The sequence below is a fragment of the Alcanivorax nanhaiticus genome (assembly GCF_000756665.1).
Taxonomy (GTDB): Bacteria; Pseudomonadota; Gammaproteobacteria; order Pseudomonadales; family Alcanivoracaceae; genus Alcanivorax; species Alcanivorax nanhaiticus.
This window is the reverse complement of sequence record NZ_ARXV01000016.1, coordinates 1-22,972: the sequence shown is the minus strand read 5'-3', so window position 1 is coordinate 22,972 and position 22,972 is coordinate 1. Positions and strand designations below refer to the sequence as shown.

Here is a 22,972-nt window from a genome sequence, read left to right as displayed (position 1 = left end):
GGCGCGCCTTGGGCGCGACCGCCATGGGATGATGGCTTAGGCGTTACCCGTATTGTCCAGTGCTTCGCGGGCGCGGGCAACGGCGGCGCGCACCTGATCGGGGGCGGTGCCGCCGATGTGGTTACGGGCGCTCACGGAGCCTTCCAGAGTCAGCACGTCGAACACGTCGTCTTCGATCTGGTCGCTGAACTGTTTCAGTTCAGACAGGGACATGTCGCTGAGATCCTTCTTCTTCTCCACGCCATAGGCCACGGCCTTGCCGACGATCTCGTGGGAGTCGCGGAAGGCGATGCCCTTGCGAACCAGGTAGTCAGCCAGGTCAGTGGCGGTGGCAAAACCGCGGCGGGCCGCTTCGCGCATCACTTCACGGTTCGGCTCCAGCGCCGGGATCATGTCGCCGAAGGCGCGCAGGCTGCCCTTGAGGGTATCCACGGCATCGTACAGCGGCTCTTTGTCTTCCTGATTGTCCTTGTTGTAGGCCAGCGGTTGCGACTTCATCAGGGTCAGCAGGCTGATCAGGTGGCCGTTGACGCGACCGGTCTTGCCACGCACCAGCTCGGGCACGTCTGGGTTTTTCTTCTGCGGCATGATGGAGCTGCCAGTGCAGAAACGGTCGGGCAGGTTGATGAAGTTGAACTGGGCGCTGGTCCACAGCACCAGCTCTTCACTGATGCGCGACAGGTGGGTCATGGAGAGGGCGGCCAGGGCGCAGAATTCGATGGCGAAGTCGCGATCGCTCACTGCATCCAGGGAATTCTCACAGACCCCGTCAAAACCCAGCAGCTCGCAGGTGCGCTGGCGGTTGATCGGGTAGGTGGTGCCAGCCAGTGCGGCAGCGCCCAGCGGCATGCGGTTAACCCGCTTCTTGGCATCCAGCAGACGCTCGCGGTCGCGTTTGAGCATTTCGAACCAGGCCAGCAGGTGGTGGCCAAAGGTCACTGGCTGGGCGGTCTGCAGGTGGGTAAAGCCGGGCATGATGGTGGCGGCTTCGCGCTCGGCCAGGTTCAGCAGGCCCTGCATCAGGTACAGGTACTGCTCTTCCATGATCAGCATTTCGTCGCGCAGCCACAGGCGGATATCAGTGGCTACCTGGTCGTTACGGCTGCGGCCGGTGTGCAGCTTCTTGCCAGTGATGCCGATCTTGTCGGTGAGGCGCGCCTCGATGTTCATGTGCACGTCTTCCAGCGCCACGGACCACTGGAATTCGCCGGCTTCGATCTCTTTCTGGATTTCCGCCAGGCCATTAATGATGGCGTCGCGTTCTTCCTCGGTGAGCACGCCCACTTCCGCCAGCATGGTGGCATGGGCCTGGGAGCCGAAGATGTCCTGACGGTACATGCGCTGGTCGAAATTCACGCTGGCGGTGAATTCCTGCACGAACTGGTCGGTGGATTCGCTGAAGCGGCCGCCCCAGAGTTTGTTCTGCTGCTTGTCAGTCATCGTCTTGCTCATCTAAAGCCGGAATAGCGGGCGCGCAGTATAGCAGGGACGGGGGAGGCGCTGAATAACTGCGTGAAAGGCGTGGCGTTGGCGCGTTGCAACAATCCCTTGGGGCGGAAGCCATGTTCAGGTATAAACAACCCAAGGCTCATAATTTCTACTGATAAGGAGCAGGAATGGCGGCCATGGAAGAGCAGCCCTCCTCGAGCTTTCTACCGGATCTGTGCAGTACCCGTGCGGTGTTGGTGGTGGTGGTCGTGGCAGAGCTGCTGGCACTGGTGGTGACGCTGGTGGCGACTTACTACGATGCGTTCAGCCTGGCACGGCTGGCGACAACATCGCTGTTTGTGCAATGGGTGGGGCTCACATCGGCTGCGTTGGTGTGCCAGCTGCGCGCCAGGCTGAATCGCCTTGCCTCCCAATGGGCGGCGGTGGCGGTGGTGCTGTTGGTGGTAGTGGATACGCTGGTATTCAGCGTAGTGACCGGGTTGGTGCTGCGCTGGGTGGAAGGTGTGCTACCGCTGGCCCCGGTGTGGAATGCGGAAATCCTCGTGAATGGCCTGATTGCCGCCATCATTACCGGTCTGGTCATGCGTTACTTCTATGTGCAGGAGCAGCTGCGCGAAAAGGGCCAGGCGGAATTGCAATCGCGGATTCAGGCCCTGCAGTCACGGATTCGGCCGCATTTCCTGTTCAACTCCATGAACATTATTTCCAGCCTGATCGCGGTGGACCCCGATGCGGCGGAGCAGGTAGTGGAAGACCTGTCTGTGCTGTTTCGCGCCAGTCTCAAGAGCACCGGCTCAGAAGCCTCCCTGGAGGACGAACTGGAGCTGTGCCGGCGTTATATCCATATTGAGCAGCTGCGAATGGGTGACCGCCTAAGCGTAGAATGGGATATCCAGGTGGATGCCACGAAAGTGCCAATTCCACTGTTAACCTTGCAACCCTTGCTCGAAAATGCCATTTATCATGGTATCCAACCTCTGGCGGCAGGTGGTCTGGTGACGATTCGTGCCGTGGAGCAGGGTGACATACTGCTGTTGTCAGTGAGTAATCCGAAGCCTTCGGGTGACGGACATCACAAGGGCAACCGCATGGCACTGGAGAATATTCGCCATCGCCTGGAAGCCCTGTATGGTGATCAGGTGGCGGTAGAAGCAAGACCGCAAGAAAAAGAATACGAGATCGAAATTCGATATCCGCTGCAACGATAAAGGACGAAAATTATGCGGGTACTAGTATGTGATGACGAGCAGCTGGCCCGGGATCGACTGAAACGTCTGGTCGAAAAAGCTGACAACGTAGAGGTGGTGGCCGAGGCCGCCAATGGTCGTGAGGCCATTGAGCAGACCCAGGAGCATCGCCCGGATGTGGTGCTGATGGATATCCGCATGCCGGAAATGGATGGCATGGAGGCCGCCGAGCATCTCAGCAAGATCGACAATCCCCCGGCGATTATCTTCTGTACTGCCTATGATGAGCATGCCTTGCAGGCGTTCAAGGTGCATGCGGTGGATTACTTGCTCAAGCCTGTGAGCCTGTCCGATCTGGAAATGGCACTGTCCAAGGCGCGGACTCTCAATCGGGTCCAACTGGCCGAATTGGGCAAGGAAGTCAGCGAAGAGAAGCCGCGTCGGCGTGGCCACATCAGCGCTCGCACTCACCGGGGGCTGGAGCTGGTGCCTGTGGATGAGGTGCGCTATTTCCTCGCTGATCAGAAGTACGTCACCGTGTGTTTCAGCGAAGGCGAAGTGCTGATTGACGAGACGCTCAAGGATCTGGAAACCGAGTTTGGTGAGCAGTTCGTGCGCATTCACCGCAATGCGTTGGTGGCACTGAGATACATCGAAGGCATGGAGCTGGCCACGGCGGGCCATCATCAGGTGCGTCTGCGCGGGATAGAAGAGCGGCTGACGGTGAGTCGACGCCATGTTGCAGGCCTGCGCAAGGTGCTGCAGAGTCTCTGAGAAAGCGCGTTTCGGGTAATTAACAGGTGTCCTCTGGCATGCTAGCCTTGGGCTCTGCTGGGGGTTGCCAGAAAACCGCCTCGAATAACAACAACAGGAAAAACGCCATGAAAAAATGCCTCATGCTGTTGGCTGCTGCCATCTTGCTGAGCGGTTGTGCCACGGCCACCATGCCGGTTACCGGCCTGCTGTATGCCAACGTGAAAGCGCCGCTGACCGCTACCGCCTCCACCGAGAAACCTACCCGTGTCGGCCGTGCTTCCACCCGCTCGATTCTCGGTATCATTGCTTCCGGCGATGCCACTATCCAGACCGCAGCCCGTAACGGCGGCATTACCGAGATCCATCATGTGGATTACGAAGCGCAAAACTTCTTCGGGGTGCTGGCGGAATATACGGTTGTCGTGTACGGCAACTGATTGGCAAGTAACAAGTTTCAAGTTGCAACGCGGTTTGTGCGTAGCAGTTTGAGTGAAGTGCTGAGGCCGCGCCCAGAGTATGGGCGCGGCCTCATGCGTTGGGCTCCCTCCGGCCTGTTCCGCGTTGTAACTTGTCGCTTGAAACTTGCAACTCCTCGTCTCGGCCCGTGCGCGCCTTTGCTGTAGACTAGGCCCACTTTTCAACTGAACAACAGGATCCCCCATGTCCCGCGAAATCTTGCGTATCGCTACCCGTTCCAGCCCGCTGGCCATCTGGCAGGCCGAGTATGTGCAGCAGCGTCTGGAAAGCCTGCATGAAGGCTTGAGCGTGGAGCTGGTGCGGATCAAGACCCAGGGGGACAAGATTCTTGATACCCCGCTGGCCAAGATCGGTGGCAAAGGCTTGTTCGTGAAAGAGCTGGAAGAGGCGATGATGGATGGCCGTGCCGATATTGCGGTGCATTCCATGAAAGATGTGCCCATGGAATTGCCGCCGGGTTTTGAATTGCCGGTGATCTGTGAGCGGGAAGATCCCCGTGATGCATTTGTATCCAACACTTATGAGAGTCTGATGGCCCTCCCCGAAGGGGCGTGTGTGGGCACCTCCAGCTTGCGCCGTCAGGCACAGGTGAAGGCGAACCGTCCCGATCTGGTGGTCAAAAGCCTGCGCGGTAATGTGCAGACTCGTCTGGGCAAGCTGGATGCCGGTGAATTTGATGCCATTATCCTCGCTGCGGCGGGTCTCAAGCGTTTGCAGATGCACGACCGTATCCGTTACGAAATGCCCCCGGAAGAATCCCTGCCCGCTGTTGGCCAGGGCGCGGTGGGTATCGAATGCCGTGAGGGTGACGCGCGTACCATCGAGCTGCTCAGCCCTCTCAGCGACAAGGACACCTGGGACCGGGTGGTCGCCGAGCGTGCCATGAATCGTCGTCTGGAAGGCGGTTGCCAAGTGCCTATTGCCGGTTTTGCGCTGCTGGAAGGGGACGAGTTGTGGATGCGCGCGCTGGTAGCGGAGGAGAATGGTGGCCGGGTGCTGCGTGCAGAGGGGCGTGCGCCCCGTGCTGAGGGGGCGGCCCTGGGCGTGAAGCTTGCCGAGGAGCTGCTCGGCAAGGGTGCCGATGTGATCCTCCAGGCGCTGTACCAGAAGCACTGAGCCATGCAGGTGCTGGTAACCCGGCCCGCGGGGCAGCAACAACCGCTCATGGAGGCGCTGCGGCAGGCCGGTTATGATGCGGTGCACTCACCGGCACTGCTGATTGAGCCGATCCCGGTCAGTGATCCCAGCGCACGGATCCTGATGGATCTGGATCAGTTTCATGCGGTGTTCTTTGCCAGCGCCAATGCGGCGCGGCTGGCCCTGTCGGCCATGGCGGACCTCTGGCCTCAGTGGCCGGTGGGAGTGCACTGGCTGGCGGTGGGACGAGCCACCGCCAATGAGATGTCCGCCTGGCACCTTCAGCCTGAAGTCCCCGCCCGTGGTTATAACAGCGAAGCCGTACTGTCCTTGCCTTGCCTGCAAGATCTTGCTGATAAAAAAGTGCTGATTTGCCGGGGCAACAGTGGTCGGGAGTTGCTGGCAGATATCCTTGCCTCCCGCGGAGCAGCGGTGACTGCTCTGCCGTTCTATCAACGCCTTGCCAATCCTCAATTTGCTGTTGCTCCGACGTGTGACTGGATCATGGTCACCAGCGTGGAAAGCTGGCGGGCCGTGTCGCCGCACTTGCCAGAAAGGATGGGTGTGATTGCGGCGGGTGAACGCGTGGCCGATGCCATTGCCGCAGACTTTGCCGGCGAGATCCGGGTTGCGCTCAGCGCCCATGATGAGGATATGTTGGCTGCCTTGCCTGCTTTGGGATGATGCAGCGCATTACATTGTTTAATGGACACAACGCCTTGCCCCCATTAAGGTTTTTCAAGTGTTCCACAATCACAAACCAGAACATGGAGCTGTCATGACGCAGGACCGCCTTTCTTCTCGCCAGACTGGTATGACCCGTTGGCTTGTACTCGTCATTCTGCTTCTGGCGTGTGTCATCGGTGCCGGTGGCTGGCTGGGCTGGCAGGAATACCTGCGTCTGCAGGCCGACAAGGCGGATGTAGTGGGGCAGATGGAAGCCCTCAAGGCCGACATGGCAGCCCAGCGCAGCGAAGTGCAGGGCGCACTGGCAGCGTTTGAGAAGAAGCAGGCCGAGCAGGCAGCTCAGCGGGTCAAGGATCAGGCGGTACTCACCGACATGAAAACCGGTGGCCAAAAACTGTGGCTGATTAATGAAGCGCGGGCGCTGGCCAGTCTGGCCAGTCAGCGCTTGTTGCTCACCCAGGATGCCCAGGCCGCCCGTCGCCTGCTGGAGGCAGCTGACGGTGTGCTGGCCCGAATTGATGACCCTACCGTGCTGACCGCGCGTCAGGCACTGGCGGTGGATATGGACAAGCTGAGCCGTGCCGGCAAGGTGGATGTGCAGGGCATGGTGTTGCAACTGGGGGCGCTGCGTCAGACGGTGGCGGAATTGGCCGTACCGGTAGAGGAAGCTCCCCCTGAGCGTGATGTGCCGGACACCAGCCAGCCCTGGTGGCAGGACATGCTGGATCGCATGCCGGTGAATATCCGTCATCACGAAGGCCGGGTGCCGTTGCCCTTGTCAGCAGAGCAGGCCTCACTGGTACGTTTGACACTGGACGGCAGCCTGCAGCAGGCGCAACTGGCACTGATGCAGGGGCGTGGAGAGGCGTATCAGCAGGCGCTGACCAACGCCGAACTGACGCTCAAGGAATGGTTCCGCAATGATGACCCTCGTGCTTCACACATGCGTGAAGTGATCGGGGAAATGGGCGGTCGTCAGATGGCTTATGCGTTGCCGGAAATCGGTGCGGGGCTGGCTGCCATCGAAGCGCTCAAACGCAAGGAGGGTGGCGCATGAAGAAGGTCGTCCTGCTGGTAGTCATTGCGCTGATTGCCGCACTGGTGCTGGGACGCTGGATGGCGGCTGATTCCGGCTATGTACTGGTAATCCGTGATGACTTCTCCATGGATACCACGTTGGGGTTTGTGGTGCTGGCGGCGATTGTGTCAGCCGTGGCTCTGGTGGTGCTGACGTTGTTGGCCAATACCGCCTGGAATATGTTCGAGCCAGTGCGAGCCACGCGTCGTTGGAAACAAGCCGTGGCAGCCCGTCGTTTGCGCACCGGTTTTCTGCAGCTGGTGGATGGTGAGCTGGAAAAATCCGAGCGCTTGCTGGTGGCAGCCGGTGAGGATGGCGACTGGCCGTTGCTGGCCTGGTTGCTGGCGGCGGAAGCGGCCCAGGAACAGGACAATATTGAAGCCTCCCAGCGTTATCTGGAAAAAGCCGGTGGCGATCAGCGTGGTCGTCTGGTGGCGGGGTTAATGAAGGCCCGCTTCGCGCTGGATGATGGTTACCCGGACCAGGCCCGTCAGGAGCTGAAAGTGCTGGCGGACATGGCCCCGCGCAACAAGCGCATCCTGCGGACCTATGCCCAGGTGCTGGAAAGCCAGAAGGATTGGCCGGCGCTGTGTGATTTGATGCCGCGTCTCAAGCGCGCTTTCGGTGATGGCGAGGCCCGTCGTGAGCGTCGTGCCTGGTTGGCACTGCTGCAGGAAACGGCTCGCAAGCCCGGTTTCAATGATGCTGACAGCCGTCGCGAAGAGTTGCGCAAATTGTGGAAGGACGTGCCGGTGCAGCTCAAGAACGACCCGGCGATGGTGGCACGCTACACGGGTTTTCTGGCCCAGCTTGGTGGCGGCAAAGGCGCGCTCAATCTGGTGCGTGAGCAACTGGATTCACAGTGGGATGATCGTCTGCCGCCAGTGCTGGAAGCGATTGATGATGTCTCGCCTGATGATCTGCTGCAGGTTCTCGAACGCTGGCTGGAGCAACGACCAGGTAATGCGGCGGTATTGATTACTGCAGGTCGTGTGGCACTCAAGGCGCGGTTATGGGGTAAGGCGCAAGGCTTTTTTGAAGCGGCGGCCAATTCCAGCCAGAGCGCCACGGCACTGGCAGAACTCTCCCGCCTCTATCAGGCCCTGGGCGATTCCAGCAAAGCCATGAAGACGTTTGAAAAGCGGTTGGATAAATTGCAGGGCGAGCTGCCGGCGCTACCGTTACCGGATAAGTCGCTTTAACTGACGCAGCATGCAACACAAAAAAGCCGCGCCCAATGGGCGCGGCTTTTTTGTATTGAGCACAGGAGCCTGCCTGCAGGCGATAAAAGCGAGTAACGAGGTACGAGTTTCGAAAGGCAAAAACACCAAGTTGAAAGGTTTTCGCAACTCGAAACTCGTTACTCGCTTCTCGAACACTAGCCTCGCTTGGGCTCGGATCGCCTGCAGGCAGGCTCCTACGGCATGAGGGGGAGCTCCGGGAGAGCCCCCGCTTTCAATCAATCCCGCGGTGCGTAATCGAACACGTCGCAGTGAATATTATGGGCGGGCACGCCTTCTGCCACCAGCGCATCAAAGACGGCCCAGGCCATAGGCGGAGAACCGCCGAGGAAAAACTGCGGAAGGTGGGGTTCGTTGAGGGCGGCGATTGCCGCCTCGTGCACCAGGCCTTGCTGGTGATCGGGATGCTGCATGTCGGAGAGTGCGGTGGTGCCCTCAAAGTCCTTCAGCTGATTGGTCCAGTCACGGAGAGGATCCGTCAGGTACAAATCTTCCGCTACACGAGCCCCCCAGAACAGCCGTACGGGTTCCTGAAAATCCAGTTCCACCAGACGTTCAATCATGGCCTTTACGGGGGCAAAACCCGTGGAGCCACAGATAAACCACACCGGTTGCGTCGGGGCCGAATCAATAAAGCGAATGCCTGTCGGTAGTGTCACGCTGACGGTACTGTCCTGGATCAGGCTGGCCATGATGTCCTGGGCTGCACTGTTGTCGTCACCATGACGAATGTGCAATTCGAGTTGGCGTCCAGTGCAGGCATTGGCGATAGAAAAGGGGTAGCACTCGCCATGCAGGTTCAGCATCAGATACTGGCCGGCATGCCATTGGATGCGCTTCCCGGCAGGCAGCATCAGCCACACACGACTGACATCATGATTGAGCGACTCAATCTTGCCGATCTGGCAGTTCAGGGTGTGCACCGGCAGTTCGCCGGGGGCTGTCACATCGGACACGCTAATCTCGCAATCACTCAATGGCTGGGCAACGCAGTATAACACTTCAGAGCTACCGGCTTCGCCCGCATGAATGGTGTGGTTTTTTTGCAGAACGTGACCGGCTGTCAGGGTGCCTTCGCAGCGCAGGCAGTTGCCGTTACGGCAGGCCATGGGAAAGCTGAAGCCAGCCAGCTGACCGGCTTCAATAATCTTCTGGTCTTCGCGGCAGGGGAACGAGCCCTTGCCGTTGACGGTGATGGTGTAGCTCGCCATCAGGGGAGAGATGCGAGTTTCGAGTTTCGAGTAGCGAAAAGCAAAAAGGTTAGTGGGGCTTCAGGGTTTTACCTTTCGAAACTCGTTCCTCGCAACTCGAAACTGTCTTTAACCACCAACGCCCACGAACAGGGAGACGATACAGCCCATGCCGAAGGCCCAGACCAAGGTGCGAGCGCTCGCCCAGTCGGCCACGTAGCAGACGGTGAACATGATCCGGCTGAGCACAAAGGCCAGAGCGATGCCGTCAATGGTGCCTTGCGGGGAGGTGGCGGCCAGGTGGGCAATGATGACAGCGGCGGCGAAAGCCGGAGTGACTTCAAAACCATTCTGCTGTGCCCAGTGGGCTCGCTTGCGGCTGCCCTCCAGCGTTTCCAGAAACTCACGGGGATTGTGATTTTGTTTCGGGCCAAAGCCGCCCTGGAATTTGGCGATCCCGGTGGACAGGTAGGGAAGGAAGATGGCGGCAAGCACGCACCAGTAAGCAATGGTCATGAAGTTCTCCTTGGTATTTGTTTTCGTTCTGGTGTTGGTTTGTGGGGTAAACGAGTTGCAAGTGACAAGTTTCAAGTTGCAACGCGGATAAAGTCACTGCCAATGCAATCCCATCACCGCGATTAAGCCAAGGTTCGCGGGCACGGCCATGAAAGACTTAGTGGCCTGGGTCGCGTTGCAACTTGAAACTTGTCACTTGCAACTGAGGTGCTAGCTCACCCCTCGTCGCTCTCGTGTGAGACCGAGGCTAACAGGCTGCGCTCGATTATCGCAAAACGATCCTGCCCCCATACCATGTCATCTTGCGTCATAAAGCTGGGTACGCCCCAGCTTCCTGCGGTCATCATGGCATTGCGGTTGTCTTCCGCCCGGTCGCGCCAGCTGTCGTCGTCGAGCCAGCGGCGGGCCCGGTTCCAGTCCAGTCCGGCGGTTTCCACCAGAAACTTCAGGCCGTTGTCACTGGCAGCGTTGATCCCTTTGCTCCAGATGCCGGTGGCGGCAGCGCGAAGCCATTCACGCAAACGGCCCTCTTTTTCGGCAAAAGGCCACAGGGCCATGCAACGCTCCACGCCAGGTCCCACAGGGTCGCATACCCGGCCAAATGGCACTTGATGCAGGCGTGCCTCTCTGGCTGCGTCCTTGAGAATGTAGAAGCGCTTTTCCTTTGGCACGCTCAATCCTCGCATCACCATAGGCAGCACCGGGCGAATCTTCAGATTCAGACCGTAGTGGTCGGCGAGTGCATAGGCCCGGGACAAGGCGATATAGGAATAGGGGCTGCGAAATGAAAAGAACAGGACCAGGGGTTTGCCTTTCAGCCGGGGGGCGCTATGGGAGAGCTGCGCGCGTTTGGCGCGGCCATAGGGGAGCGGCCAGTCCTGGGAACCGAGGCCAAGGGCATTGAGTCGATGGCCAAGGTGATCCAGTCGCTCCACGCTCCAGTACCATTCGCCTTGATAAAGCAGGGTGCCGGTAAGGTAGTGTCCGTCGCGGAGAAATTGATCTCGGCGCGCTTCCAGTGCCAGTTGTGCCTGGTCCGCTGGCATCTGGCCATGCTCGCTAAGCAAAGCTTCCAGCTTGCCGTGGTCATGACGCCAAAGCGCATCCGCCAGTGCTGCGGCCAGGCTCCAGAAGCGCTCATCCTTTTCATGGCGTAACAGACAGCGGGTGGCGGCAAGGCTGACTTCACGCTGAGGCAGTTGCCAGTCAGCGGGAAAATCCAGTCCATGCAAATCAGCCAGCTGGGCGGCATCCCGGGGCGCGAGCTCGGAGAGCATGTCTGCGGCGGGATACATCTGTTGATCCAGATACAGCATTACCCGCGGGGTAATCTGAATGCCAAAGTGACGGGCAAAACGCGGCAACACCTGGGCCATGAGCACGGAGTAAGGATCATCAATGCGAAAGTAGAACGTGGCGGCATGGGGTTGCCGACGTAGCACCCGACGCCATTCCGCTAATCTGCGGCGCAGGGCCTGCAGGCCTTCGCTGGTGATCAGTCCGGCGAACAAAGGCATCAACTTGTGTTTGAGGCTCATGCGGATGGAGGCTCCTTTGGCGTGGGGTATTTTTCTGGCCAGACTGCTGACTATAGCCTAAGCCATCCAGTGGTTTCCGTGAAAAGGGGTAAAACGCAGGAATCCTTGCGTGTCAGGAATGCCAAAGGCTAAGCACGTGTGAGCTATAAAAACGGTTCATCTCGGGCTGGGAATGCCGGTCTGCGGGCGTCTGAAGCCGCCAGCCCCCAAACCGGCCCGCTGCACCTGTGGGAGCGGGCGTTCGACCGCGATACGGCGTTTCAATTATAGCTCGGCACATCGCGGTGGAGCCGCCGCTCCCACCGTTGAATCCTGCCCCTGAGGCCTCTCGCGATTTTTTCGCTGTGGCCATTCTCCGCAACTATTCACGCTGGCCTGCGATGAGCCACAAAAAAGGCGGCCGCATTTGCATGGGGCCGCCTTTTTATCGTGCCGTGAATTACTCGCCGATCTGGCTCAGATCACGTACCGCGCCGCGGTCGGCGCTGGTGGTCAGGGCCGCGAAGGCTTTCAGCGCGGCGGAAACGCGGCGCGGACGGATTTCCTTCGGCTTGAAGGCCAGCTTGCCGCGGTTTTCCATGTGCGTGCGACGGTGGGCCAGCTCTTCATCGCTGATATCCAGCTTGATGGTGCGGTTGGGGATATCGATGGCGATGGTGTCACCTTCTTCCACCAATGCGATAGCACCACCTTCAGCCGCTTCAGGAGAGGCGTGGCCGATGGACAGGCCGGAGGTGCCGCCGGAGAAGCGACCATCGGTGAGCAGGGCGCAGCTCTTGCCCAGTCCCTTGGATTTCAGGTAGCTGGTGGGATAGAGCATTTCCTGCATGCCGGGGCCGCCTTTCGGGCCTTCGTAGCGGATCACAACCACGTCGCCAGCCACGATCTGGTCACCGAGGATGGCGCGCACGGCGGAATCCTGGGATTCAAATACGCGGGCACGACCGGTGAACGTCAGAATGGATTCATCCACACCGGCGGTTTTCACGATACAGCCGCGCTCGGCGATGTTGCCGTAGAGGACAGCCAGGCCGCCGTCCTTGCTGTAGGCGTGTTCGTAGTTGCGGATACAGCCGTTCTCACGGTCGTCATCCAGACTCTCCCAGCGGGTGTCCTGGCTGAAGGCGGTCTGGGTGGGGATACCGGCGGGCCCTGCGGTGTACATCTTCTTCACCGCCTCATCGCTGGTGCGCACGATGTCATACTTCTCCAGCGCCTCTTCCATGGTGGCGGAGTGCACGGTGGGGCAGTCGCGGTGCAGCAGACCGGCACGATCCAGCTCACCGAGAATGCCCATCACGCCACCAGCGCGGTGCACGTCTTCCATATGGTATTTCTGGGTGGCCGGGGCGACCTTGGAAAGACACGGTACCTTGCGGCTCAGGCGATCGATGTCTTCCATGGTGAAGCCCACTTCGCCTTCCTGGGCCGCGGCCAGCAGGTGCAGCACGGTGTTGGTGGAACCGCCCATGGCGATGTCCAGGCTCATGGCATTTTCAAACGCCTTGAACGAGGCAATGTTGCGCGGCAGCACCGCTTCCACGTCCTGCTCGTAGTAGAGCTTGGCGATATCGACGATGCGACGGCCCGCTTCCAGGAACAGCTCGCGGCGATCCGCATGGGTGGCCAGCAGGGAGCCGTTACCGGGCAGGGACAGGCCCAGAGCTTCGGTCAGGCAGTTCATGGAGTTGGCAGTGAACATGCCGGAACAGGAACCGCAGGTGGGGCACGCGGAGCGCTCTACCTCGTTGACGGTTTCATCGTCCACGCTGTCATCGGCGGCCATCACCATGGCGTCCACCAGATCCAGCTTGTGCTCACCCAGCTTGGTCTTGCCGGCTTCCATAGGGCCGCCGGATACGAAGATCACCGGGATGTTCAGGCGCATGGCGGCCATCAGCATGCCGGGGGTGATCTTGTCGCAGTTGGAAATGCAGACAATGGCGTCGGCACAGTGGGCGTTCACCATGTATTCCACGGAGTCGGCGATGATGTCGCGGCTCGGCAGGGAATAGAGCATGCCGTCATGGCCCATGGCGATGCCATCGTCCACGGCAATGGTATTGAACTCCTTGGCGATCCCGCCAGTCTTCTCCACTTCTTCAGCTACCAGCTGACCCAGATCCTTGAGGTGCACATGACCGGGCACGAACTGGGTGAAGGAATTGGCGATGGCAATAATCGGCTTGCCGAAATCACCGTCCTTCATGCCCGTGGCACGCCACAGGGCGCGGGCACCGGCCATATTGCGGCCATGGGTGGTGGTACGGGAGCGATATTGCGGCATGGGAACCTCGTTATGGTCGATAACTGTGCATAAGGGGAGACATTGTAACCCACAGAGGGGGGGATCTTGTAGGCGCTATGCGCCGGTTGGCGGTGGGGAGCTGAAGGAGGCAAGCCAGGATGCGCGGGAGTGTCGTTTTTCCTGAATGGGGGATGGTTCACTGATGATAGCGCCAATAGGTGTGACCCTGTATGGAGGGAAAATCGGGAATATATCGAAAGGTTATAATCCGTTGCGTCATGGCATTGTCATGCGGTTTTGGTGATTTATGGGTTGGCCTTGTCGGCAACGTCGTACCGATCACGGGTAATGGGCCTGAATGCGCCACCCCAGTTTGCTTTTTAATCAGCGCAATATCTGCAAATCATCTTCAGAGGATGCTTCGTTGCGCAGAAATACGAAATTCGGAGATAACTCATGGGAAGAGCTGGCCATATCAAAGGAGTATCACAGAAAAGCAAGCTGAACCTGCTTGTTTTCGCTATTGGACTGGCTTCAACGGAGTTGGCATCTGCGGCCACCATTTCGGTCAATAGTTCGGCAGATACCATCGCGGAAGATGCGTTCTGCACGCTCAGAGAAGCCATCATTAATGCCAATAACAACAACCAGTCTGGCTCAACAGATTGCGCGGCAGGTCAGGCTTCGCCCACGGACGTGATCACGTTCAGCGGTGCTACTAACAACGTTCCCATTGTGCTCTCACGAACCGGTAGCAATGAGAATGCGGCGGATACAGGAGATCTGGATCTTACCGAGTCGGTGATTATCAATGGTAATGGCGCATTTGGCGCTACCGAAATTGATGGCAATGGCTCTGATCGCGTTTTCGAGGTTCGTAATGGTGCCGCAATTCAGATGTACTCCCTGGGAATCACCAATGGTGGCTCGGTAACCGTTGGGGCCGGAATTTATGTTTTCAGTGGCCAGCTGACAATGCAGGACGCAAGAGTCTACGGCAATCTTATCAGCGCAGGGCCGTCCTCTGGCTCAGTTTCAGGAGCGGGAATCAGTACGCGCGGTCCCCTCAGTTTGACCCGGGTTGGTATCGAGAGTAATCGCATCGAAGCACTGGGTGCGCTTGCGGGGCAGGGGGCGGGTATCAGTGTGGGCACCGGTGGTTCGGTGAATCTGGTGACAAGCCGAATTCTGGGTAACACGATTGAGACAGAAGCAGGATCGGCAATCGGTGGTGGCCTGTTCAACAATCCCAATAATGTTGCCGTTAACACCGGTATCAGTAGTACGACTTTTTCCGGGAATCAGGTCATTTCCAGTGGCGATGGTGGCGCGTCAGGTGGAGCGATCAATCATCAGTCTGGCACGCTGTCCATTCTAAGAAGCGACATCATTAGTAACCTTGCCCGGCGGACCGGTGATAGCGGTAGCAGTGTTGCCAGTGGTGGTGCAATTCAGGCCTTCGATCCTGTGGAAATCAATAGCAGTACCGTTTCCGGTAACCGGGTTGAGTCAGTGGATGCCTCCTGGGGAGGTGGGCTTTCCCTGGGCGATAGCGGTTCGTTGAATAATGTCACAGTGACGAAGAATCGCGTGCAAACCAGTGCGGGCGGGACCACCTATGGTGGCGGGATTCGAGGCAGTGCGTCGGTGGTTATCAGCAATACCGTGGTAGCAGAGAATACCTCCTCGAATGACAATCCTGATTGCTATGGCGGCATTAGTTCCGACGGCTATAACCTGATTGGCAATAACTCAGGCTGTAATTTCACTGCCGACCCCTCGGATCAGGTTGGTGATGTGGCTGGCGGCGATGCAGCACTTGACCCAATGCTGGTCGGACTGGCCGCCAATGGTGGCAATATCACCATTGATGGTCAGGAAGTGGTTGTGTTGAGCCATGCTCCCCGCGTGGGCAGCCCGTTGGTGGATGCCGGTGATCCCAGTGGCGGCACCTGTCAAACCATTGATCAGACAGGCTGGGGCCGCGTGGATGGCGATGACGATGGTGGCGTGGTCTGTGACATTGGTGCGGTCGAGTATCGTGAAGGCTTGCCAGCGCCAATTGCAACAGGATCGGGAGGAAGTGGCGGCGGAAGTGGCGGCGGCGGGGGCGGTGCTTGGTCGGCATGGCTTTTGCCGGTTCTGGCCAGCTTGCTTCGAAGGAGAAGACCGTCTCGAAAACCGTGATTTCTGTCGAGGGTGCAGGCCTTGTCTTGCTCGTAGTATGCATGACAAGGCCAGATGCTTTCCTCGGTTTGGAAATGAAATGATGACGCAATATAGAACTTCTAATTTCTAGAGCCCGTATCTTTCTGAAATCGCCACTTGTTTCTTCAATGTATGAGTGTGCCCGATGCTCTCTCGGTGGTGGCGTTATCCTGGATGGCTTGCTGTAAACCGGTGACACCATCGCACCAGTAATCTTCTTGTCCTCGCCGCAACGTAGCCTGACGAGCAAAGGCGGTGTAACGGGACACCCCTCTGGACTCCCCCTCGCCCCGACTCCGTTCGACCCGTTCCATTCCTCGACTCACTCTAATGGGGAAGATGCCGTGCTGGTGGCATTGGGGGCTTATCTCAGAAACACGGCATGTATGGGCCGTGTTATTGGTTTAGGGAAGGAAGTGGTCATGATGCATTGTCTTGCCGGTTTGTGGTGTGGTGACTTTTCTGGTTTTATCTTTCGTTATGCAAATTCGTGGTCCGTGATATGAAGCCGGCGCGTTCATGTGATATTCGAGTCGGCATTCCTAATGCCTATTATGCCTTTTGGGGTGGCAGGGTTTAAGTGGGTCAGTCATTTGTATAGACAGTAGACTTTGATGCGAGTGCTTAGTAAGGAAAATTACATGATTGAAAATGATGAATTAGAAATTGAGAATGCATTGCGTAACGACAAATATGAGTGGAGAACAATTAATGGGATCTCCAAAGAGGCTAAAATTTCTAAGGAAGCTGTTCTTCGCTACATTTCGGAGCATGGGGACAAAGTTGTATCTGCAAACGCTCTCAATCAGAAAGGCGAGAGACTATACATGTTGCGTAGTAAAAGAAGAAAAGGGTCTATAGCAGATCGTTTTTCTGCTGCCATTAAGAATAGGGGAGACTAGGCTTATGGATGCTATTGCCTCTATTAGTGCTGCTGTTTGGTTTGCTTTTTTTGGTGCGCTAGGAATAAAACTACTTGAGCTGGCTGAGTTACATAAAATACAAAAAGTTGAGAGGCCAGACTTAAAGGATTGGCTGTAAATGTCGGGGTTTCCGCGCCACTAATTTTGCGAGCAATGGCACAGATTAACCCACTGGATGGGCAACCAATTACAACTCCGGAGGATGCATAACAATCGCAAGCACGGCGGCTCGCAAGCTCGCGCGTGTTGCGGGCGTCACAAGTAGAGTGAGGTATCCATGAGCAATCTAACTAAGGATGAACAGAAAATCCTTGATCTTCAGTCTCCTGCTGGGCAATGCATGGTTTTGCAGGATTCATCCAGCGGTTTGCTCCACAAAGTGTATTGGAATGAAGAAGATTTTCTAGCAAAGCGATTTAAACGAAAAATTGAGTCTGAAACCAATTGGTTCGAAAGTATAATCACTCATGCTCCGACAATCGGTAGTTTCTATGAGAACCTATTAAGGTCAACTATAAAGGAATATGCTCCTACGAATAACAAAATTGGCACTGGGTTCGTCTATGATTCAAGTAGAAATAAGCATGGAAAGCAAATTGATGTTTTGGTTTTTGATGATTCAGACCGCAGCGTGGTATATCGAAGTGATGAATTTGTGGTCGTAAATCCAGGCAGTGTGATTTCGGCGATAGAGGTAAAGAAAACTCTCAACCCAACTAATCTTAAAGACGTTGTAAGAAGTTCATTCTATAGCAACCTAGGAACGAGTAATTCAAGATTAAAAAATATCCAAAACCTGAGAATTTTTTCTTATAGTTTGAGCTGCAAGAAAGATACAATTGTAAAGGCGCTCGTCGAAGTTTTGGCTGAATGTGTTTCTTCATTAGAAATTTCAGCAGAAGATGGGAGGTCTGGTTTATTGCCGATTACTTACTGTTCGTTACCTGAACTGTATTTTTTAGATGAAGATTTTTATGTGACTACTGAGCTGGTTCGTATTGAAGGCAAGCATTTTAAAGTCCAGGTTATTGTTGAGAAAGCACCAGGAAGTCAGTCAATGGGCCGATTGTTGGATTCTGTAGTAAGAGAGAATCCTGAGAAGATATTGCCTCATGAAAAAAGCTACCTTGCTCGCCCAATAAAACCAATTCCTGATGTGATTGATGTGGAAGGTGATCTGTATTTGGTGGATGTGTACTCTTTACATGAGTTAATACATGAATACCCAGAGAGTAAACAAAAAGTTGAGGCGCTAGAAATTAATGGTGCTAAGCCAATATCTCTGCATGTGCCGAAAGGCATAAAAGTGTCTGGCTTTGAATCAGTGGGGCACTTTTTTAGAGATAGTGGCACCGTTGTTGAGTTCTTTAAGGAAGATGGATCATTCATGCTGCCGGGTAGTGAAGTGGAATTGTAAATGATATGCACAGTGGATTGGTTGTGCTGTGCTTCACCAACCACTCGCGAAAACGTTGGCCCTGTTAGAGCGCATATGTTTGAGAACTTAGAACAGGATAGTAAATTACGGGGTAGGGTGGTTCTGGCCCTTCAGAAAGCTATTCTTGAAATTTTTAACGCCACAGATTGGAAAGAGATCGGATATAAGGCTGGGCAAATCGATTACATTCGAGGGCATTCTCGTTTATTGCGCAGTCTTTCTTGGGGGGACGACGATTACGGATCCTGTGTGTTTCAGGCGATAGAATTTCTTTTAAACGATGATGTTGAAAATTTGCAATGCTTTCTCGAAAACGAGAAAGCTGCGAGTTGGCTTTGGAGTAATAACTCGGCACTAATGCGTGAAATTGGACTAAAGCCAGAGGGATTGGCTCCAACGTTTGTACCGCCAACTCTCTCTGCCAGAGATGTTGTTGAGCGAGCGCTTAAAGATACTGAGGCATTACTAGCGACATCAGGTGCCACGAGTGGGGTTGATAGGGTCCATACCTCGCTACATGGCTATTTTCTTAGCCAATGTGAAGCGGTGGGAATCACTGTAGAAAAGGATGCTACGATTACCTCGCTATATAAATCTCTTCGAAAATCCCATCCAAGCTTGAATGGTGGCGGTCACTGGTCAGCGGAAATTGACCGAATCTTAAAGTCCTTCTCTTCAGTTTTAGATACGTTGAATCAGCTGAGAAACCACGCGAGCGTGGCCCATGCAAATGAAAATCTGCTTTCGGAAGTGGATGCGGAGCTCGTATGCAACGCAAGTAGAACGATCCTGCACTACCTGGATAGAAAGCTTCAGTGAAAAGGGCTAACAATCGCCATCACGGCGATGTCTTTCCCATTTCGGCTTCGCCTTCATTCCAAAGTCGCGCGTGCTGCGGGTGTGAATGCCCTCAATCCTTCCCGGACGGCCCCTCCCCGTTAGAGTGAGTCGAGGAACGGAATAATCTGAAGGCGAAGAGCAAAAAACCTGTCTGAGCGGAGCGAGTCTTTTTTGCGTCCTTTAGATTATGAGTACCGGAGTGTGCCCGCGGAGCGGGTGAGTCCAGAGGGGTGTCGCGCAGCACCCCTTTGGGCCCGTCCGGCGAGGACAAGCACGGTTATCGGTGTGATTGCATCACAGGCTGGCAGCAAGTCATCCAAGTAAGACGCCATCACCACCGCGGTTCGCTCCTCACCGAGCGAATAACTGGCGCGCCTACAAAAGAGATAGGAGCGAGAGGCTGCTCACCTACAACGGCTTCACAAACACCTTCGAATTCCGCTGCCAGTTATACAACGACTGCCGGGCTCCCGGCAGTGCATCCACGCCGGCCGCTTCAAACCCTTGCTGCTGAAACCAGTGGGCGGTGAGCGTGGTGAGCACGAACAGGCTGTTCAGGCCTTGTTCTCTTGCCCGCCGTTCCACGTAGCCAAGCAGTTGTGCGCCGCGTTCCCCTTTGCGGTAGCTGGGGTGCACGGCCACGCAGGCCAGTTCGCCGGTCTTGTCGTCCGGGAACGGGTAGAGGGCGGCGCAGGCGATGACCATGCCGTCCCGTTCGGTGATGGCGAAGCGATGGATTTCGGTTTCCAGCAGTTCTCGCGAACGGCGTACCAAGGTGCCGTCGGCCTCCAGTGGCTCGATCAGTTCCAGAATGCCGCCCACGTCTTCGATGCGTGCACCGCGTACGGTTTCATAGGTTTCCCGGGTGACCAGGGTGCCGCAGCCGTCGCGGGTGAACAGTTCCTTGATCAGGGCGCCGTCCACGTTGGCATCGAGCAAGTGGGCTCGGCCTACGCCATTGCTTGCTGCATGGCAGGCGGCGGTGAGTTGACGGTCGATATTGCTGTCCTGGAACAGGTCTTCGGCGAGCAGTTTGCCGGCTTCCTGGGGAGAGAGTTCGCGTAGCTGGTTGTCGCTGCCATCGTTGAGGCGCAGGTCGTTGCCCATCAGGATCAGTTTGTCGGCCCCCAGGGCAATGGCCGCAGTGGAGGCCACTTCCTCGGCGTTGACGTTGAACAGTTCGCCGGTGGGCGAGCAGCCTACCGGTGAGAGTAATACCACGTTGCCGGCATTATGCTGCTGGCGAATGGCGTCCACGTCGATGCGCCGTACTTCGCCGGTATGCTGATAATCAAAGCCGTTGCGGACACCGACAGGTTTGGCCACGACAAAGTTGCCACTGACCAGCCGGATGCTGGCGTTGTGCATGGGGGAGTTGGCCAGCCCCATGGAGAACAGTCCTTCCAGCTTCAGGCGCAGGGCGCCCACGGCTGCCATGACGCCATCCAGTGCCGGGGCATCGGTGATGCGCATGTGTTGTTCGAAGGTGGATTCGATTCCTGCGTCCTTGAGCCGTGCGCTGATCTGCGGGCGTGCGCCATGGACCAGCACCAACTTGATGCCCAGGCTGTTGAGTAGCGCCAGGTCGTGAATCAGGGTGGCCAGGCGTGGCCCGTCCAGCAGCTCTCCGGCCAGCATGACCACAAAGGTTCGGCCCCGGTGCGCGTTGATGTACGGCGAGGAGTGACGGAACCAATGAACCTGATTGTCGGGTGTGGTGCTGGACACGGTATTTTCCCTGCTGTTTTTCCGCTATGGGAAGGCGGTAAGTCGTTGATTGGCCAGTATAGCCAGTGGGGGGCGCAGGAAGGAAGGATCAAGTTTCGAGTTGCGGGTAACGAGTTTCGAAAGACAAAACCTTCCTTTGTCTTTCAGGTTTTCGCCACTCGAAACTCGTACCTCGTACTGGCCTTTCGCTTGCAGGCATACCCTGAAGGGCACAGAGAGCTCCCACAATGGCGATGACGGAAGTTGCGTCAAACAAAAACGCCGCCCGGAGGGCGGCGTTAGCGTCTTGCATCAGGCGTCAGGCGTTCGATTACGCCCCAAACAGGCCCTTGAAGAAGTAGAAGAACAGGATGGACAGCAGTGCGCCGGCGGGCAGGGTGACCACCCAGGAGGTGAAGATGGTGCCGATCACGCGCAGGTTCAGGGAGCCAATGCCGCGGGCCATGCCCACGCCGAGGATGGCGCCTACCAAAGTGTGGGTGGTGGAGATCGGCAGGCCGGTGCCGGAAGCCAGTACCACGGTGGTGGCGGCACCCAGCTCGGCGGCGAAACCGCGGGACGGGGTCAGCTCGGTGATCTTCTTGCCGACGGTGGCCATTACCCGGGCACCGAAGATGGCGAGGCCGAACACGATGCCCATGGCACCCACCAGCAGGATCCAGCTGGGCATGGCGGCTTTGGCGCCGACTTGGCCACCAGACGCAATCACACTGTTGATGGCTGCCAGCGGGCCGACGGCGTTGGCCACGTCGTTGGAGCCGTGGGCAAAGGCCATGGCACAGGCGGTGAAGATCATCAGTACGGCAAAGACGCGCTCCACGGAGCTGAAGCGGAAGTCCTTGTCGGCTTCCGGATCCTGCTTGATGCGCTTGAGGAATATGCTGCCCACCACCATGACGACGGCGCCACCACCCAGTGCCCACAGGAAGCTCTGCAGGAAGGTGAGGTGCAAGCCTACGTGCTTGAGGCCCTTGACCATGGTGACCATGGAGATCACGAAGCCCACCAGGAACATGTAGTAGGGCACCACTTTCTTGGCGCGCTCGAAGGGATCATCGTGGTTGAGTACCAGCTTTTGCACGCTGCGTATCAGCGCGAAGGAGATAAACCCGGCCAGTAACGGCGAGGTAACCCAGCTGGCGACGATAGATCCCACCTTGTCCCAGTGCACCGCTTCCATGCCCAGGCCCACTGCGGCAAAACCAACGATGGCGCCGACGATGGAGTGGGTGGTGGAAACCGGCCAGCCGAACCAGGAGGCCACCATCAGCCAGATGCCGGCAGCCAGCAGGGCTGACATCATGCCGTAGACCAGGTACTGCGGGGCGTGGGAGAAGGTTTCGGCATCAATGATGCCCTTGCGGATGGTGGCGGTGACTTCGCCCCCGGCCAGGTAGGCCCCGCAGAATTCAAAAATGATGGCGATGATAACGGCTTGCTTTACGGTAAGCGCCTTGGCCCCCACCGAGGTGCCCATGGCGTTGGCTACGTCATTGGCGCCTACGCCCCAGGCCATCAGGAAACCGAAGGCGCCGGCAAGCAGCAGCATCAGGTAGGCGTTGTCGAGCATCCACTCCATAAGAAATCTCCTAGCGTGCGACCAACATCTGCAGGCGGCCGCCCACTTTCTGGGCGCGATCAGCGAGATCGCCTACCCATTCGATGATTTTGTAGAGGAAGATGACGTCCACCGGGGACAGTTCGCTTTCCAGTTTGAAGAGGGAGGAGCGAATGACGATCTGTTGCTCGTCATTGGCGCGCTCCAGGCGGTCGAGCTCTTCAATCAGCTCTTCTACCAAACGGATCTCGCGACCGCTGAAGCCGGTCTCGATGAGCTCGTCCAGCTCGTTGATGGCTTTCTGGGCCTGAGCGGAGGTGTCGATAGCTCCCTGAACATAGCTGCGCATGGCGTCAGCGATGGGGGCCGGAATGGACATTTCCCGACCCAGCATCAGGCCTGAGATGTCCTTGGCCTTGTTGGCCACCTTGTCCTGCACGCTGATCAGCTCAAGCAGATCGGTGCGAGGCATGGGCAGGAACAGGCTCTTGGGCAGATTGAGACGAAACTCTTTCTTCAGTTCGTCGGCCTGGTTTTCCAGCTCGGCGACCTGTTTGCGCAGGGTGCGGGCCTTGTCCCAGTCGCCGGCGATGACGGCATCAAAGAACTGGGCCAGGGTGCAGGCGCACTCGTGCACGGTATCGTAGTGTTGCTGAAGGGGTTTGATCGGGGAGCGGCCAAACAGGCCGGCTATGGAGCTTCCTAAGGACATAAGCGCCTCGGATCCAGGTTAGGGTCTTGTGGGGCCTTTTAACACTACCAAAATAGCCCCT

At 57.2% G+C, this 22,972-nt stretch carries 21 protein-coding genes; 12 read left to right on the top strand and 9 right to left on the bottom strand.

The features are described from left to right. Positions 1-36 precede the first annotated feature (36 nt). On the bottom strand, positions 37-1,440 hold the full coding sequence (gene argH / locus Y5S_RS15910) for an argininosuccinate lyase (RefSeq protein WP_035234430.1): 1,404 nt from the start codon (positions 1,438-1,440) through the stop codon (positions 37-39). Between the two features lie 176 nt (positions 1,441-1,616). Here argH and Y5S_RS15905 point away from each other — a divergent pair, with 176 nt between their 5' ends. The 7 genes from Y5S_RS15905 to Y5S_RS15875 all read left to right on the top strand — a co-directional run bounded on the left by Y5S_RS15905 (position 1,617) and on the right by Y5S_RS15875 (position 7,973). Next, positions 1,617-2,657 carry a sensor histidine kinase gene (locus Y5S_RS15905; RefSeq protein ID WP_052041656.1) on the top strand — a complete coding sequence of 347 codons (1,041 nt, stop codon included), beginning with the start codon at positions 1,617-1,619 and terminating at the stop codon, positions 2,655-2,657. Between the two features lie 12 nt (positions 2,658-2,669). Continuing rightward, entirely contained in the window at positions 2,670-3,410 is a 741-nt protein-coding gene (locus tag Y5S_RS15900) for a LytR/AlgR family response regulator transcription factor (RefSeq protein ID WP_035234429.1), read from the top strand. A gap of 107 nt (positions 3,411-3,517) precedes the next feature. After that, positions 3,518-3,829, top strand: coding sequence for a TRL-like family protein (locus tag Y5S_RS15895; RefSeq protein ID WP_035234428.1), 312 nt, complete (start codon positions 3,518-3,520; stop codon positions 3,827-3,829). Between the two features lie 223 nt (positions 3,830-4,052). Beyond that, positions 4,053-4,985, top strand: a complete 933-nt coding sequence (gene hemC, locus Y5S_RS15890; protein WP_035234427.1) for a hydroxymethylbilane synthase — start codon at positions 4,053-4,055, stop codon at positions 4,983-4,985. Between the two features lie 3 nt (positions 4,986-4,988). After that, complete coding sequence (locus Y5S_RS15885) at positions 4,989-5,690, top strand: uroporphyrinogen-III synthase (protein WP_035234426.1); 702 nt, start codon at positions 4,989-4,991, stop codon at positions 5,688-5,690. A 94-nt stretch (positions 5,691-5,784) separates the two neighbouring features. Beyond that, positions 5,785-6,750, top strand: coding sequence for a uroporphyrinogen-III C-methyltransferase (locus Y5S_RS15880; RefSeq protein ID WP_035234425.1), 966 nt, complete (start codon positions 5,785-5,787; stop codon positions 6,748-6,750). Continuing rightward, positions 6,747-7,973 carry a heme biosynthesis HemY N-terminal domain-containing protein gene (locus Y5S_RS15875; RefSeq protein ID WP_035234424.1) on the top strand — a complete coding sequence of 409 codons (1,227 nt, stop codon included), beginning with the start codon at positions 6,747-6,749 and terminating at the stop codon, positions 7,971-7,973. The genes Y5S_RS15880 and Y5S_RS15875 overlap by 4 nt, the downstream gene beginning before the upstream one ends. Positions 7,974-8,230: 257 nt before the next feature. On the opposite strand, the gene Y5S_RS15870 is transcribed toward Y5S_RS15875, so the two are convergent. From Y5S_RS15870 to ilvD, 4 genes are all read right to left on the bottom strand, one after another. Then, positions 8,231-9,223 (bottom strand): 2Fe-2S iron-sulfur cluster-binding protein, encoded by a 993-nt coding sequence (locus tag Y5S_RS15870; protein WP_035234423.1) that lies wholly within the window; start codon positions 9,221-9,223, stop codon positions 8,231-8,233. Between the two features lie 108 nt (positions 9,224-9,331). Beyond that, a complete protein-coding gene (locus Y5S_RS15865) occupies positions 9,332-9,718 on the bottom strand; it encodes an MAPEG family protein (RefSeq protein WP_035234422.1) in 387 nt (128 codons plus the stop codon). Between the two features lie 215 nt (positions 9,719-9,933). Continuing rightward, positions 9,934-11,256 carry a DsbA family protein gene (locus Y5S_RS15860; protein WP_035234421.1) on the bottom strand — a complete coding sequence of 441 codons (1,323 nt, stop codon included), beginning with the start codon at positions 11,254-11,256 and terminating at the stop codon, positions 9,934-9,936. A 439-nt stretch (positions 11,257-11,695) separates the two neighbouring features. After that, on the bottom strand, positions 11,696-13,543 hold the full coding sequence (ilvD, locus tag Y5S_RS15855; RefSeq protein ID WP_035234420.1) for a dihydroxy-acid dehydratase: 1,848 nt from the start codon (positions 13,541-13,543) through the stop codon (positions 11,696-11,698). A 417-nt stretch (positions 13,544-13,960) separates the two neighbouring features. On the opposite strand from ilvD, the gene Y5S_RS15850 reads away from it, so the two are divergent. Then, entirely contained in the window at positions 13,961-15,691 is a 1,731-nt protein-coding gene (locus Y5S_RS15850; RefSeq protein ID WP_035234419.1) for a choice-of-anchor Q domain-containing protein, read from the top strand. A gap of 146 nt (positions 15,692-15,837) precedes the next feature. Here the strand turns inward: Y5S_RS15850 and Y5S_RS19755 are convergent, their stop codons facing one another. Continuing rightward, positions 15,838-16,026 carry a hypothetical protein gene (locus Y5S_RS19755; RefSeq protein ID WP_156107813.1) on the bottom strand — a complete coding sequence of 63 codons (189 nt, stop codon included), beginning with the start codon at positions 16,024-16,026 and terminating at the stop codon, positions 15,838-15,840. Positions 16,027-16,353: 327 nt separating this feature from the next. Here Y5S_RS19755 and Y5S_RS15845 point away from each other — a divergent pair, with 327 nt between their 5' ends. From Y5S_RS15845 to Y5S_RS15835, 4 genes are all read left to right on the top strand, one after another. Continuing rightward, a complete protein-coding gene (locus tag Y5S_RS15845; RefSeq protein ID WP_035234418.1) occupies positions 16,354-16,614 on the top strand; it encodes a hypothetical protein in 261 nt (86 codons plus the stop codon). 4 nt (positions 16,615-16,618) lie between these two features. Further along, positions 16,619-16,753, top strand: coding sequence for a hypothetical protein (locus Y5S_RS20115; RefSeq protein WP_269319451.1), 135 nt, complete (start codon positions 16,619-16,621; stop codon positions 16,751-16,753). Between the two features lie 159 nt (positions 16,754-16,912). After that, on the top strand, positions 16,913-18,052 hold the full coding sequence (locus Y5S_RS15840) for a DUF6602 domain-containing protein (RefSeq protein WP_035234417.1): 1,140 nt from the start codon (positions 16,913-16,915) through the stop codon (positions 18,050-18,052). Positions 18,053-18,127: 75 nt separating this feature from the next. Beyond that, on the top strand, positions 18,128-18,892 hold the full coding sequence (locus Y5S_RS15835; RefSeq protein ID WP_035234416.1) for an abortive infection family protein: 765 nt from the start codon (positions 18,128-18,130) through the stop codon (positions 18,890-18,892). A 429-nt stretch (positions 18,893-19,321) separates the two neighbouring features. On the opposite strand, the gene argA is transcribed toward Y5S_RS15835, so the two are convergent. The 3 genes from argA to Y5S_RS15820 form a co-directional block, all read right to left on the bottom strand. Beyond that, entirely contained in the window at positions 19,322-20,641 is a 1,320-nt protein-coding gene (argA, locus tag Y5S_RS15830; RefSeq protein WP_035234415.1) for an amino-acid N-acetyltransferase, read from the bottom strand. 310 nt (positions 20,642-20,951) lie between these two features. Beyond that, entirely contained in the window at positions 20,952-22,220 is a 1,269-nt protein-coding gene (locus Y5S_RS15825; RefSeq protein ID WP_035234414.1) for an inorganic phosphate transporter, read from the bottom strand. A 10-nt stretch (positions 22,221-22,230) separates the two neighbouring features. Next, positions 22,231-22,911, bottom strand: coding sequence for a TIGR00153 family protein (locus Y5S_RS15820; RefSeq protein WP_035234413.1), 681 nt, complete (start codon positions 22,909-22,911; stop codon positions 22,231-22,233). Positions 22,912-22,972: the final 61 nt, after the last annotated feature.